This is a genomic window from Salmonella sp. SAL04202 (genome assembly GCF_046550775.1).
Lineage (GTDB): Bacteria > Pseudomonadota > Gammaproteobacteria > Enterobacterales > Enterobacteriaceae > Salmonella > Salmonella enterica.
In genome coordinates this window covers 24,443-37,663 of the sequence record NZ_JBGDXK010000009.1, presented here as the reverse complement: position 1 = coordinate 37,663, position 13,221 = coordinate 24,443, and the positions used below count along the sequence as shown (strand labels likewise).

The window sequence follows — 13,221 nt, the reverse complement described above, 5'->3', positions numbered from 1 at the left end:
GCCCACGTTGTAGGCCGGATAAGCGTAGCGCCATCCGGCAGGGGCAACGTCGTAAAACGCGTTTAATGGAAAGAGTAATTTATGGCTGCAACCAAGCCTGCTTTTAACCCGCCGGGTAAAAAAGGCGACATGATTTTCAGCGCGCTGGTAAAACTGGCTGCGCTGATTGTGCTATTGATGTTGGGCGGTATTATCGTCTCATTGATCATCTCCTCCTGGCCAAGTATTCAGAAATTTGGTTTCTCATTTCTTTGGACTAAGGAATGGGACGCGCCAAACGATATCTACGGCGCGCTGGTGCCCATTTACGGCACGCTGGTAACCTCCTTTATCGCACTGCTGATCGCCGTTCCGGTCAGTTTCGGCATTGCCCTGTTTTTAACCGAGCTGGCGCCAGGCTGGCTAAAGCGTCCGCTCGGCATCGCCATTGAACTGCTGGCGGCGATCCCCAGTATCGTGTACGGCATGTGGGGGCTGTTTATCTTCGCGCCGCTGTTTGCGACGTACTTCCAGGAGCCGGTCGGCAATATTCTTTCCAACATTCCGTTTGTCGGCGCGCTGTTCTCCGGCCCGGCGTTTGGTATCGGCATTCTGGCGGCGGGCGTCATCCTCGCCATCATGATCATCCCCTACATTGCGGCGGTTATGCGCGACGTCTTCGAGCAAACGCCGGTAATGATGAAAGAGTCCGCTTACGGTATCGGCTGTACTACCTGGGAAGTTATCTGGCGCATCGTGCTACCGTTCACCAAAAATGGCGTGATCGGCGGCATTATGCTGGGGCTGGGCCGTGCTCTGGGTGAAACGATGGCGGTCACTTTTATCATCGGCAATACCTACCAGCTCGACAGCGCGTCGCTGTATATGCCGGGCAACAGCATCACTTCCGCGCTGGCGAACGAATTCGCTGAGGCGGAATCGGGTCTGCACGTGGCAGCGTTGATGGAACTGGGGCTGATCCTGTTTGTGATCACCTTTATCGTCCTGGCGGCGTCTAAGTTCATGATTATGCGTCTGGCGAAGAACGAGGGAGCACGTTAATGGCTACGCTTGATATGCAGAACACCGCGCAGCTCGCGGAATCCCGTCGCAAGATGCAGGCGCGTCGCCGCATGAAGAACCGTATCGCACTAACGCTCTCAATGGCGACGATGGCATTTGGCCTGTTCTGGCTGATCTGGATTTTGATGTCCACCATCACGCGCGGCATTGATGGTATGTCGCTGGCGCTGTTTACCGAAATGACGCCGCCGCCGAACACGGCGGGCGGCGGGCTGGCGAACGCCCTGGCGGGGAGTGGATTATTGATTCTCTGGGCTACCGTATTGGGTACGCCGCTGGGGATTATGGCGGGTATTTACCTGGCCGAGTATGGCCGTAAATCCTGGCTCGCCGAAGTCATTCGCTTTATTAACGACATTCTGCTTTCCGCGCCGTCAATTGTTGTGGGGCTGTTTGTTTACACCATCGTGGTGGCGCAGATGCAGCACTTCTCCGGCTGGGCAGGGGTGATTGCGCTGGCGCTGTTGCAGGTACCGATCGTTATCCGTACCACTGAAAACATGCTCAAATTGGTGCCGGATAGCCTGCGTGAAGCCGCTTATGCGCTGGGTACGCCGAAGTGGAAGATGATCTCCGCGATTACGCTGAAAGCCTCTATCTCCGGCATTATGACCGGTATCCTGCTGGCTATTGCGCGTATCGCCGGCGAAACGGCGCCATTGTTGTTTACCGCGCTCTCGAACCAGTTCTGGAGCACCGACATGATGCAGCCGATCGCCAACCTGCCGGTGACCATTTTTAAATTCGCGATGAGCCCGTTTGCCGAATGGCAACAATTAGCCTGGGCGGGCGTGCTGATTATTACCCTGTGCGTACTGCTGCTGAATATTCTGGCGCGTGTTGTTTTCGCGAAGAAAAAACACGGTTAAAGACATTGTAGGCCTGATAAGCGTAGCGCCATCAGGCATTATTTTACGGCGTGGCGGATGCGGCGCTGGATGAGGAAAAGAGTGAAATGAGTATGGTTGAAACTGCCCCGAGTAAGATTCAGGTTCGTGATTTGAACTTCTACTACGGCAAATTCCATGCCCTGAAGAACATTAATCTGGATATCGCGAAGAATCAGGTAACGGCATTTATCGGGCCATCCGGCTGCGGTAAATCAACGCTACTGCGTACCTTCAATAAAATGTACTCGCTTTATCCGGAGCAGCGCGCGGAAGGTGAAATTCTGCTGGATGGCGACAATATTCTCACCAACACCCAGGATATCGCGCTGCTGCGCGCAAAAGTGGGGATGGTATTCCAGAAGCCGACGCCGTTCCCGATGTCCATCTATGACAATATCGCCTTTGGCGTGCGTCTGTTTGAGAAGCTGTCTCGCGCCGATATGGACGAGCGCGTGCAGTGGGCGTTGACCAAAGCCGCATTATGGAACGAAACCAAAGATAAATTGCACCAGAGCGGGTACTCTCTCTCCGGTGGTCAGCAGCAGCGTCTGTGCATTGCGCGCGGTATCGCGATTCGCCCGGAAGTGCTTCTGTTGGATGAGCCATGCTCAGCTCTGGACCCGATCTCTACCGGGCGTATTGAAGAGCTGATCACCGAGCTGAAACAGGATTACACCGTGGTGATCGTGACCCACAACATGCAGCAGGCGGCACGTTGCTCCGATCATACGGCGTTTATGTACCTGGGCGAGTTGATTGAGTTCAGCAACACGGACGATCTGTTCACCAAGCCCGCGAAGAAACAAACAGAAGACTATATCACCGGTCGTTACGGTTAATTCAGGAGTGCGTAATGGACAGTCTGAACCTTAATAAACATATTTCCGGCCAGTTCAACGCCGAACTGGAAAGCATCCGCACTCAGGTAATGACCATGGGCGGCATGGTGGAGCAGCAGCTTTCTGACGCTATCACCGCCATGCACAACCAGGACAGCGAGCTGGCGAAGCGCGTGGTAGAAGGCGATCATCAGGTTAATATGATGGAAGTCGCCATCGATGAAGCCTGTGTGCGTATTATCGCCAAGCGCCAGCCGACGGCGAGCGATCTGCGTCTGGTAATGGCGATTATCAAAACCATCGCCGAGCTGGAACGTATTGGCGACGTGGCGGATAAAATTTGCCGCACCGCGCTGGAGAAATTCTCCCAACAGCATCAGCCGCTGTTGGTGAGTCTGGAGTCACTGGGCCGCCACACCGTGCAGATGCTGCACGACGTGCTGGATGCGTTCGCGCGCATGGATCTCGACGAAGCGGTGCGTATCTACCGTGAAGATAAGAAAGTTGACCAGGAATATGAAGGCATTGTGCGTCAGCTGATGACCTACATGATGGAAGACTCGCGCACCATTCCCAGCGTGCTGACCGCGTTATTCTGCGCGCGTTCTATCGAGCGTATCGGTGACCGTTGCCAGAATATCTGCGAATACATCTTCTACTTCGTGAAGGGGCAGGATTTCCGTCACGTCGGCGGCGATGAGCTGGATAAGCTGCTGGCGGGGAAAGATCCGAAAGAGTAAATCTCATTCTTTTGCCCGGTGGCGCTGCGCTTACCGGGCCTACAGGTACAGATGCTGTAGGCCGGATAAGCGTCAGCGCCATCCGGCATTTCAGTTAACGCGTAATCTCCCACCCGCGCGCTTTCCACAATCCCGGCAACTGCGCCAAATCGGTAAACGTCGTCACGTTAGGGTGATCGATCGGCTTGTTATGCGGATCGGCGCAGAAATAAAACACTTCCATTCCCGCCGCAATTCCTGACTGCGCGCCTGCGCTGGAATCATCCACCAGAATACACTTCTCAACATTGACCTTCATGGCGTTCGCCGCATGGAGCATCAGCGCCGGATCGGGCTTCCAGCGTTGAATATCGTAACCGCTAAACAGCAAATCGGGAAAATAATGCAACATGCCCAGTTTACCCAGCGAATGCTGCATCTTACTGACCGGCCCGTTGGATACCACGCACATCGGCGTCTTAATGCTCTCCAGCAGGGTATTTGCGCCCGCGATCGCTTCCAGTTCGGTATCGAACAGGCGCGCCACTTCCGCGCGGTACACCGGCTCCAGCTCCGCCTTTGCCAGCGCAACGCCATGCTCTTTACTGATGGTATCGATAATTTCGTAGAGCTTTACGCCTTTAAAGCGTCTGAATACTTCCGTGAGCTTAAGCGTAATGCCGAACTGCCGGAACATAGTGACATAGGCGCGCGAGCAAATTACTTCACTGTCGACCAGCGTGCCGTCACAGTCAAAAAACACCGCTTCGATTTGGGACATGTCATTTCCATTTTAACAAGTTTAACGTTTACGTAATGCTGAATGAGGGGACGCAATCGTTGCCGTACTAACAAATTGAGTGAAAAAAATTACCACACAACTGCGCCAGGTGTCGCATTTTGGTATAGGATAACGGCGAATTTTCCCTCCTTTCTCCGGAAATTGATAATGAGTCAACAACACACCACCCAGGCTTCTGGTCAGGGTATGCTGGAACGCGTGTTTAAACTGCGCGAACATGGCACGACGGCACGAACCGAAGTGATCGCCGGTTTTACCACTTTCCTGACGATGGTTTATATCGTTTTTGTTAACCCGCAAATTCTGGGCGTAGCTGGCATGGACACCAGCGCCGTCTTTGTGACCACCTGTCTGATTGCGGCCTTTGGCAGTATTCTGATGGGCCTGTTCGCTAACCTGCCGGTGGCGCTGGCGCCCGCGATGGGGCTGAATGCGTTCTTTGCCTTCGTGGTTGTGCAGGCAATGGGACTGCCGTGGCAGGTAGGCATGGGCGCCATTTTCTGGGGCGCTGTTGGTCTTTTATTGCTGACTATCTTCCGCGTGCGTTACTGGATGATCGCCAACATTCCGGTCAGCCTGCGCGTGGGCATCACCAGCGGCATCGGCCTGTTTATCGGCATGATGGGGCTGAAAAACGCCGGAGTGATCGTCGCTAACCCGGAAACGCTGGTCGGCATCGGCAACCTGACCTCGCACAGCGTGCTGCTGGGGGTTCTCGGATTCTTTATTATTGCGATTCTCGCTTCGCGTAACATTCATGCGGCGGTGCTGGTGTCCATCATCGTCACGACGCTGCTTGGCTGGATGATGGGTGATGTACACTACAACGGCATTGTCTCCGCGCCGCCAAGCGTCACCAGCGTGGTAGGGCATGTCGATTTGGCAGGCTCGTTCAATCTTGGCCTGGCGGGGGTTATTTTCTCCTTCATGCTGGTAAACCTGTTTGACTCCTCCGGTACGCTGATTGGCGTGACTGATAAAGCCGGCCTGGCGGATGAGAAAGGCAAATTCCCGCGCATGAAGCAGGCGCTGTTTGTTGATAGTATCTCTTCTGTCACTGGCGCATTTGTCGGAACGTCTTCTGTGACCGCTTATATTGAGTCCTCTTCCGGCGTTTCGGTGGGCGGTCGCACCGGTTTGACGGCGGTGGTGGTCGGTATTTTGTTCCTGCTGGTTATCTTCCTGTCGCCGCTGGCGGGCATGGTGCCGCCTTACGCGGCGGCGGGCGCGCTGATTTACGTCGGCGTGCTGATGACCTCCAGCCTGGCGCGGGTAAACTGGCAGGATTTAACCGAATCGGTCCCGGCATTTATTACGGCGGTAATGATGCCGTTTAGCTTCTCGATCACCGAAGGTATCGCGCTGGGCTTTATCTCTTACTGCGTGATGAAAATCGGTACCGGTCGCCTGCGCGACCTTAGCCCGTGCGTAGTGATTGTCGCGCTGTTATTCGTGCTGAAGATTGTGTTTATTGACGGCCACTAAGAACAACGAAATGGGCGGTAAAACCGCCCATTAACGTATAGAAACATGGACAAAATATTTATTCATCTCCCCAAACATTTAATTCGTTATGAAACAGGCCAGGCTATCGATTCCCTGGCTCAGCGTTTCAGCCTGCCTAATGAATCTTGCATGCAAGATTGGCCAATCGAGGTTGCGGATAATCGACGGTTGGATGAGTTTTTATCGGCTTATAGCGAATGCAACGATGATGAATGTTTTGTGTTAATGATAATACTTCTTGAATGTATAGATAACTTTGGTGAGCAGTACCATAAGCATCCTTCCTGGCCAGTAATCTATGACTTACTGGATAAACATATCACCAGACATATCTATACAGTGTGGTATTGGTCATGTACGGACTGTAAGGATGAAGAGTTGGAAGATGCTTTTTACATCACATCGGATATGCGTGCTTTACTAAAAAAGCACGCGTATTTACTACGGTGATAATCCTCAGTGTTTCACCCGCTGAATAAACTTGCCAAATGCGGTCAACTGACCAGTCAAATGATCTAACGTTCCCTGATCCACCACTTCTCCAGTCTGCGGGTCGACTTTATTCTGAATCACGCCGCCCATAAACTCCGGTTTGTTCATCACCATCGCATCAAGGAACACCAGAATCTGGCGCAGATGATACTGGCAGCGCGCGCCGCCAATCGCCCCCATTGAACTGGTCTGGATAAGAACGGGCTTACCCGCCAGCGGCTGCTCAGGCAGACGGGATAGCCAGTCGATGGCATTCTTCAGGCCGCCGGGAACGGAATAGTTATATTCCGGCGTCACAATGACGACGCCGTCGGCGTTGCGAATCTGCTCCGCCAGCGCCTCTACGCTGGCTGGAAATCCCTCTTCCTGCTGGATATCGGCGTCATACAGCGGAATATCCCCGATCGAAGGCAGCGGCGATACCGTCATTCCTGCCGGCGCGACTTTAGGCAGCGTACGCGCCACCATCCCGTTAAAGGAACCTTTGCGTAAACTTCCCAGCAATGTAACCACATTCAGCGTTTCAGACATACGTGCCCCTTTTTTCATTATGAACGATTAAGCGTATACGATTTGGCGGCGGGGAGTTGGGCGAATCGCATCAAACGACCGGTTGGCTCATTGGCGCGCGTCTGGATATCGGGCAGGCTTTTCCAGCCCAGTTTGCCATCGAACTCCCACACTTTTAATTTTTCTATCGCTGGCGTAACGGTTACGGACCATACCAGCACATCTTCCGCATCGCATACGGCTTCAAGCTGTGTGACATGCGCGCACTTCAGGCGTCCGGCAACGGGTAAAAGTTGCAGCTCCCGCGGATCGTCATTCATGACATCGCCGGTGAGTTTTAACACGCTCTGGCGCAATGTGATGAGTTGCGCTCGCGCTTCGTTGGGATCGTTTTGATTGGCTACCCATAAGTTTTCATTACGGGAGAAAGGGTGGCGTTCGAGCGAATGCGGATGGTGAAAGCCGCGGGAGATGCGCTGTAATTCCATATCCAGCCCGCACTCTCCTTCGGTGGTCAACGCCACGCCAACCATATTTCCGGCGTAGGAGATAGAAAAGCCTGGCAGATTTTTGTCACGAAACGCGGGTTTACCTTTCGCCTGAATAATGATTTCCGGCAGCTCGCTAATTCCGTACAGCATAAACATCAGTTCGGCAAGAAGGCCTCTGGAGGCAAGAAAACGCGTTCGTCGGTGAGCAGGCAGGTTTCTGGCTTCAATATGGCAAGACGAAGAGAGACGAATTGAAACCAACTGTCCCTCCGTAAGTATCCCTCTGGCAAAGTGAGTCGCCATTTTTCGCTCCGTGATTAATGGGCCGTGATAATGACGAGAGTAACATTAACGTAAATTATGGACAGGTTTTACGCGCTAAAAATTCAATTTCAGAAGGTTCTTTAATCAGACGGTGACATTTCTGGTAAGAGTAAGGTTAATTTATCAACACAGGTGGTCAGATAAGGCGACGGCAGAGCGTGTTGATAGCCTGTCGTAGCCACACAATCTTGGGATTATGACTATTACGTTTGTGCCATAATAGGGTAAACGGCACCATCAGCTTTTCCCGCTGTTGCGCATCAAAAGGCAGGGGGCGCGCCACTAACGGTAGCTGGTGGAGCTGATTGTAGTGCTGGCAATAGCGCGGCGCGGTTGCTATCAGGGTGTGATCCGGCTGGGCGGCCATAAAGAGCGACTGCTCGAACCCCGGCAGGCTCAACGCAATATGGCGTTTGCGTCCCATTTCTTGTAGGACATCATCCAGCGCCCAGGTATCGCTTTGCTCCCAGCAAATACTGATATGCGGGTAGCGTAGAAAAGTGTCCAGATCCCACACTTCGCGCAGCGCCGGATGATCTTCCCGCAGCCAGACCCACGGCAAATCGCTAAACAACACCTCAAAATCAATCGCGAGCGGCAACAGACTGAGCAATTCTCGCGAGCGGGGATGGCTTTCGCGTCCGGTAAATCCGATATCGACTTCCCCACGCGTAATCGCCTCCAGCGAGTCATAATCCCAGTTGCGAACCTTAATGGTAGCCTGCGGATAGCGCTGATAAATCTTCTGCGACAGTGAATTAAACATAATCATCATCAGCGGCGACTCTGCCGCCAACTCAAATTTTAAACCGCGCGGCGTTTGATGGTGCGGTTTATCAAGCAGTTGATTCCCCATCTGCATCCAGTCCGCCAGACTTTGCTCCATACTGACCATCAGCGGCGTCGGCGCCAGGCCCAGCGGCGTATTGACGAACAGCGGATCGTCAAACCATGCCCGGAGTTTCGCCAGCGATTTGCTGACCGCCGAGGGCGTTACGTTCATCCGTTTTGCAGCTTTAGTGACGCTGCGCTCCTGCATGAGTAACTGTAGGCATAACAGCAGATTAAGATCGAGATTGGTAAGGGATTTCTTCATGCTCGGCTACGGACCTGTTGGGCGCGACGGAGAAGATCAGCAGAATACTCACTATGCTACAACCAATCAGAATCCCGATCAGCATATTCATCGCGCTGATACCGAGTATTGCCGCCAGCCAAATCCACAGTGATGAACCGCAAACCTGCGCGATACCCAGCGTGGAACTGGCCACACCGGCGCGCAGCGAAAACGGCCCCAGCGCCTGGCTCATCGCGACGCCAAAACCAACCGAGAATCCGGCGCAGATAAGCGTCAGGCCAAAGAGTGTGACGGTATTGGTATGAGCAAGGCTTAACGTCACGCCAGCCGTCAAAAACAGCCCCTGTGAGACGAGCATTAAAGTTCGCGGCTTAAATAACCCAAGCGCAAAAGGGGTAGAAAAAGAGACGACCATACTGACGCCTGCGGTGAGCGCCATGGTAATGGCATAGTCGCCACGACTAAATCCCATCACCTCCATCAGCAGCACTGGAGAGGCATTGACGAAGGTCAGGATCACCGACACGCTAAGGGTGGTGATCGCCAGTCGACTGACGAAAAAACGGTTAACCAGCGACTCGGCGGCGGGCGACGATCGTGATAAATCGCGTGGAGCCAGCCTTGCCGGGCGCGTCTCGCGCAGGATAAACAGTGATAACAGGCCCACAATAATGCCCATCGCGGACATCGTATAGAACAGACTTTGCCAGGGGAAACGAAGCATAATCAAATGCCCCACCACCGGGGCGAGTACCGGCACAATACAGGTAATCCCATTCAATAATGACAGCACTTTCGCCCGGCGATGCTCGTCGAGCGTATCGCGCAGAATGGCGAACGCCACCACATAGCAGCCGCCTGCGCCTACTCCCTGAAGAAAACGCCCACTCAGAAATAGCGAGCCTTCCGACGCCCGTGAACAAAGCAGTGAGGCCATCATAAAGACGAGCGCGCCGACGATCGCGACCGGCTTGCGGCCTGACTGGTCGGCTATCTTCCCGGCAAACAGCATGGCCGTCGCCATTCCGGCCAGGTAAACGGAGAAGGCGATATGCAACTGCGCCTCGCTGGCGTTCAGATCGGCGGCTATACGCGGTAAACCGACCAGATACATATCAATACCGGCAGGATAGAGTAAAACCAGGGCAAAACTACACAGTAGAAAACGTTTCATAGCGGCCTCACGAAAAGTGTGGCGCTAAGAATACGGGGCGACGTTGCGCGAGACGAGTTGCCATTTGGACAACAGTGTTTTCCGCATGGGAAATTATTGTTGCCGGATGGCGGCGTAAACGCCTTATCCGACTTACGGGTTTTGTAGGCCCGGTAAGCATCGCGCCACCGGGCTACACAACGTTACTTACCAATACAGAAGCTGGAGAAAATCCGTCCCAGCAGGTCGTCGGAGGTAAACTCGCCGGTAATCTCGCTTAAGCTTTGCTGCGCCAGGCGCAACTCTTCCGCCAGCAGTTCCCCTGCCCACGCGCCTAATAACTGCGCTTTGCCCTGCTCAAGATGTTCAGCGGCTTCCGCCAGCGCCTGTAGGTGACGGCGGCGGGCCAGGAAGCCGCCTTCCATATTGGTATCAAACCCCATGCTCTGCTTGAGGTGGTTACGCAACACGTCGACGCCTTCGCCGGTACGCGCCGAGAGGCGAACCAGTGAGTGACCGTTTACTTCACTAATACCCAACGTTTCGCCGGTGATATCCGCCTTGTTACGTACCACGGTAATCGGTAGATTTTTGGGCAGACGGGCGATAAAGTCCGGCCAGATGTCGGCAGGGTCAACGGCGTCCGTCGTGGTGCCATCCACCATAAACAGCACGCGATCGGCCTGTTCAATCTCCTGCCAGGCGCGTTCGATGCCGATACGCTCAACTTCGTCGCTGGCGTCGCGTAGTCCGGCGGTATCGATAATATGCAGCGGCATCCCGTCGATGTGGATATGCTCGCGCAACACGTCGCGCGTGGTACCGGCGATATCGGTAACAATGGCCGCTTCACGGCCTGCCAGCGCATTCAGCAGGCTGGATTTCCCGGCATTCGGGCGTCCGGCAATCACTACCTTCATCCCTTCGCGCAGCAGGCTGCCCTGGCGCGCTTCGGTTCGCACGGCGTCAAGATCGGCGATGACGCCATTGAGCTGCGCTTCGATTTTGCCGTCAGAGAGAAAGTCGATCTCCTCATCCGGAAAATCGATAGCCGCTTCGACGTAGATTCGCAGGTGAGTAAGTGCTTCCACAAGGTGGTTAACGCGGGCGGAAAATGCCCCCTGTAACGAGTTTAGCGCCGAACGCGCCGCCTGTTCGGAACTGGCATCGATCAGGTCGGCAATGGCTTCTGCCTGGGCTAAATCGAGCTTATCGTTGAGGAACGCTCGCTCGGAGAACTCGCCCGGTCGGGCAATGCGCACGCCTGGAAGCGTCAGGATACGTTTTAACAGCAGGTCCAGGATCACCGGACCGCCGTGCCCTTGTAGCTCCAGCACATCTTCACCGGTGAAGGAGTTTGGGCCGGGGAACCACAGCGCAATACCCTGATCCAGCGCGCTGCCGTCAACGTCTTTAAACGGCAGGTAGTCGGCATAGCGCGGCTTCGGCAGCTTGCCCAGCACCTCTTGCGCAACGTCACGCGCCTTCAGACCAGAGATACGCAGGATACCCACGCCACCGCGTCCCGGTGGGGTTGCCTGGGCGACGATAGTGTCGTTATGGCTCATGGTTAGTCTCAACTTTGTTGCAATAAAAAAGGCGGTCATATGACCGCCTTTTGATTGTAGGCCTGATAAGCGTTAGCGCCATCAGGCTGACCGGCGCGCCTTGCCGGATGGCGGCTCCGCCTTATCCGGCCTACACCGAATCAGGATTTTTTCTTCTCGCGGCTATGCAGGCCACGCTTCTCCAGACCACGGTAAATCAGCTGCTGCTGAATGATGGTGACCAGGTTGCTGACGATATAGTACAGCACCAGACCTGACGGGAACCACAGGAAGAACACCGTAAAGATGACCGGCATAAAGGTCATGATCTTCTGCTGCATCGGGTCGGTCACGGTGGTCGGCGACATCTTCTGAATGAAGAACATCGTTACGCCCATCAGGATCGGCAGAATGTAGTACGGGTCCTGTGCGGACAGGTCATGAATCCACAGCGCGAACGGCGCATGACGCAGTTCAATGGAACCCATCAGCATGTAGTACAACGCCAGGAAGATAGGCATCTGGATGATCAGCGGGAAGCAGCCGCCCAGCGGGTTAACCTTCTCCGCTTTGTACAGGGCCATCATCTCCTGGCTTTGGCGCTGTTTATCATCGCCAAGACGTTCGCGCATCGCCTGAATTTTCGGCTGCAGCATACGCATCTTCGCCATTGACGTGTACTGCGCTTTAGTCAGCGGGTACATGATACCGCGAACGATAAAGGTAATGATGATAATGGAGAAGCCCCAGTTGCCCACAAAGCTGTGGATCCACTTCAGCAACTTGAACAGCGGCTGAGAGATGAACCACAACCAGCCGTAGTCCACGGTCAAATCCAGGTGCGGTGCAACAGCCGCCATTTTATCCTGAATTTCCGGGCCGACCCACAGGGTGCTGGTCATCGCGCCAGTCTGGCCTGGCTGTACCAGTACCGGCTGCGCTTTATAGCCGATAGCGACAATGCCGTTACCCAGATTAGCGGTGTAGAAATTGTTGGTGCCGTCGTTACGCGGAATCCATGCGGTAGCGAAATACTGCTGCAACATTGCCACCCAACCGCCTTTGGAGCTGACGTTGAGGTTTTCGTTATCGGCAATAGTGTCGAATTTGTATTTCTCATACTTCTCATCCGGCGTGGAGTACGCTGCGCCGCGGAACGTATGCAGCGCAAAGTTGCTGCTGCCGGTGTCGCGATGAGGAGGCAGGTTGACGGATTGTTTTAACTGACCAAAGGTGGAGACTTCCAGCGGTTTTTCGCCGGTGTTCTGCACGCTATAGTTCACGTTAACCGCATAATCGCCACGCTTAAAGACAAACGTTTTGGTAAACGTGTTGCCTGCGGCGTCAGTATAAGTCATCGGAACCTGCAGTTCGTTCTGACCGTCGGCCAGTACAAACGCCTCTTTCTCGACGTTGTACAGCGGACGCGGGCCGTTCGCCGGGTTATCCGGGCCGTCGCGGCCTGTCAGGCCGCTTTGCGCCTGATAGATAAACTGCGGGGTGGTTTCCAGCAGCTGGAACGGTTCGTTGGAACCCAGTTCTTTCGGGTAAGCCGGGAGCAAGGCCTGCTCGACATCACCACCACGGGTGTTGATAGTCAAATCAAGCACATCGGTTTTCACCGTAATCATTTTCCCCTGGCCACTGGCTGGTACGCCCTGGTCGGCGGCGCTACCCGCTGCGGTGGTCGTTGTCTGCGTGGTCTGTTGAGTCTGAGGTTGCGGATTTTTATCCTGCTCCCAGGCTTGCCAGATCATGAAAGACACGAACAGCAAAGCGATGACTAAAAGATTGCGTTGCGAATCCAT

13 protein-coding genes are annotated in these 13,221 nt (G+C 54.3%); 6 read left to right on the top strand and 7 right to left on the bottom strand.

Annotated features, from left to right (window positions below; genetic code table 11):
- Positions 1–81 precede the first annotated feature (81 nt).
- From pstC to phoU, 4 genes are all read left to right on the top strand, one after another.
- Positions 82–1,041 (top strand): phosphate ABC transporter permease PstC, encoded by a 960-nt coding sequence (gene pstC / locus ACLJQJ_RS22345; protein WP_000741630.1) that lies wholly within the window; start codon positions 82–84, stop codon positions 1,039–1,041.
- On the top strand, positions 1,041–1,931 hold the full coding sequence (gene pstA / locus ACLJQJ_RS22340) for a phosphate ABC transporter permease PstA (protein ID WP_000212199.1): 891 nt from the start codon (positions 1,041–1,043) through the stop codon (positions 1,929–1,931). Before pstC ends, pstA begins: the two co-directional genes overlap by 1 nt.
- An 86-nt stretch (positions 1,932–2,017) precedes the next feature.
- Complete coding sequence (gene pstB / locus ACLJQJ_RS22335) at positions 2,018–2,791, top strand: phosphate ABC transporter ATP-binding protein PstB (RefSeq protein WP_000063118.1); 774 nt, start codon at positions 2,018–2,020, stop codon at positions 2,789–2,791.
- Between the two features lie 14 nt (positions 2,792–2,805).
- Positions 2,806–3,531: a phosphate signaling complex protein PhoU gene (gene phoU / locus ACLJQJ_RS22330; protein WP_000377800.1), complete on the top strand. Its 726-nt coding sequence runs from the start codon at positions 2,806–2,808 to the stop codon at positions 3,529–3,531.
- 94 nt (positions 3,532–3,625) lie between these two features.
- Here the strand turns inward: phoU and yieH are convergent, their stop codons facing one another.
- Positions 3,626–4,291, bottom strand: coding sequence for a 6-phosphogluconate phosphatase (gene yieH / locus ACLJQJ_RS22325; protein WP_000078087.1), 666 nt, complete (start codon positions 4,289–4,291; stop codon positions 3,626–3,628).
- A gap of 168 nt (positions 4,292–4,459) precedes the next feature.
- Here yieH and adeP point away from each other — a divergent pair, with 168 nt between their 5' ends.
- Positions 4,460–5,797, top strand: a complete 1,338-nt coding sequence (gene adeP, locus ACLJQJ_RS22320; protein WP_063809461.1) for an adenine permease AdeP — start codon at positions 4,460–4,462, stop codon at positions 5,795–5,797.
- A 45-nt stretch (positions 5,798–5,842) separates the two neighbouring features.
- Complete coding sequence (locus tag ACLJQJ_RS22315; RefSeq protein WP_001747551.1) at positions 5,843–6,268, top strand: hypothetical protein; 426 nt, start codon at positions 5,843–5,845, stop codon at positions 6,266–6,268.
- A 6-nt stretch (positions 6,269–6,274) separates the two neighbouring features.
- Here ACLJQJ_RS22315 and ACLJQJ_RS22310 read toward each other — a convergent pair whose 3' ends face one another.
- From ACLJQJ_RS22310 to yidC, 6 genes are all read right to left on the bottom strand, one after another.
- Positions 6,275–6,859, bottom strand: coding sequence for an NADPH-dependent FMN reductase (locus ACLJQJ_RS22310; RefSeq protein WP_077916104.1), 585 nt, complete (start codon positions 6,857–6,859; stop codon positions 6,275–6,277).
- Positions 6,859–7,614, bottom strand: a complete 756-nt coding sequence (locus tag ACLJQJ_RS22305) for a 4'-phosphopantetheinyl transferase family protein (RefSeq protein WP_063809463.1) — start codon at positions 7,612–7,614, stop codon at positions 6,859–6,861. The genes ACLJQJ_RS22310 and ACLJQJ_RS22305 overlap by 1 nt, the downstream gene beginning before the upstream one ends.
- Before the next feature lie 157 nt (positions 7,615–7,771).
- Positions 7,772–8,731, bottom strand: coding sequence for an HTH-type transcriptional regulator YidZ (gene yidZ, locus ACLJQJ_RS22300; RefSeq protein ID WP_063809465.1), 960 nt, complete (start codon positions 8,729–8,731; stop codon positions 7,772–7,774).
- On the bottom strand, positions 8,700–9,887 hold the full coding sequence (locus tag ACLJQJ_RS22295) for an MFS transporter (protein ID WP_000819614.1): 1,188 nt from the start codon (positions 9,885–9,887) through the stop codon (positions 8,700–8,702). The genes yidZ and ACLJQJ_RS22295 overlap by 32 nt, the downstream gene beginning before the upstream one ends.
- 182 nt (positions 9,888–10,069) lie before the next feature.
- Positions 10,070–11,434 carry a tRNA uridine-5-carboxymethylaminomethyl(34) synthesis GTPase MnmE gene (mnmE, locus tag ACLJQJ_RS22290; RefSeq protein WP_000019081.1) on the bottom strand — a complete coding sequence of 455 codons (1,365 nt, stop codon included), beginning with the start codon at positions 11,432–11,434 and terminating at the stop codon, positions 10,070–10,072.
- A gap of 140 nt (positions 11,435–11,574) precedes the next feature.
- Positions 11,575–13,221: a membrane protein insertase YidC gene (gene yidC, locus ACLJQJ_RS22285; protein WP_000378283.1), complete on the bottom strand. Its 1,647-nt coding sequence runs from the start codon at positions 13,219–13,221 to the stop codon at positions 11,575–11,577.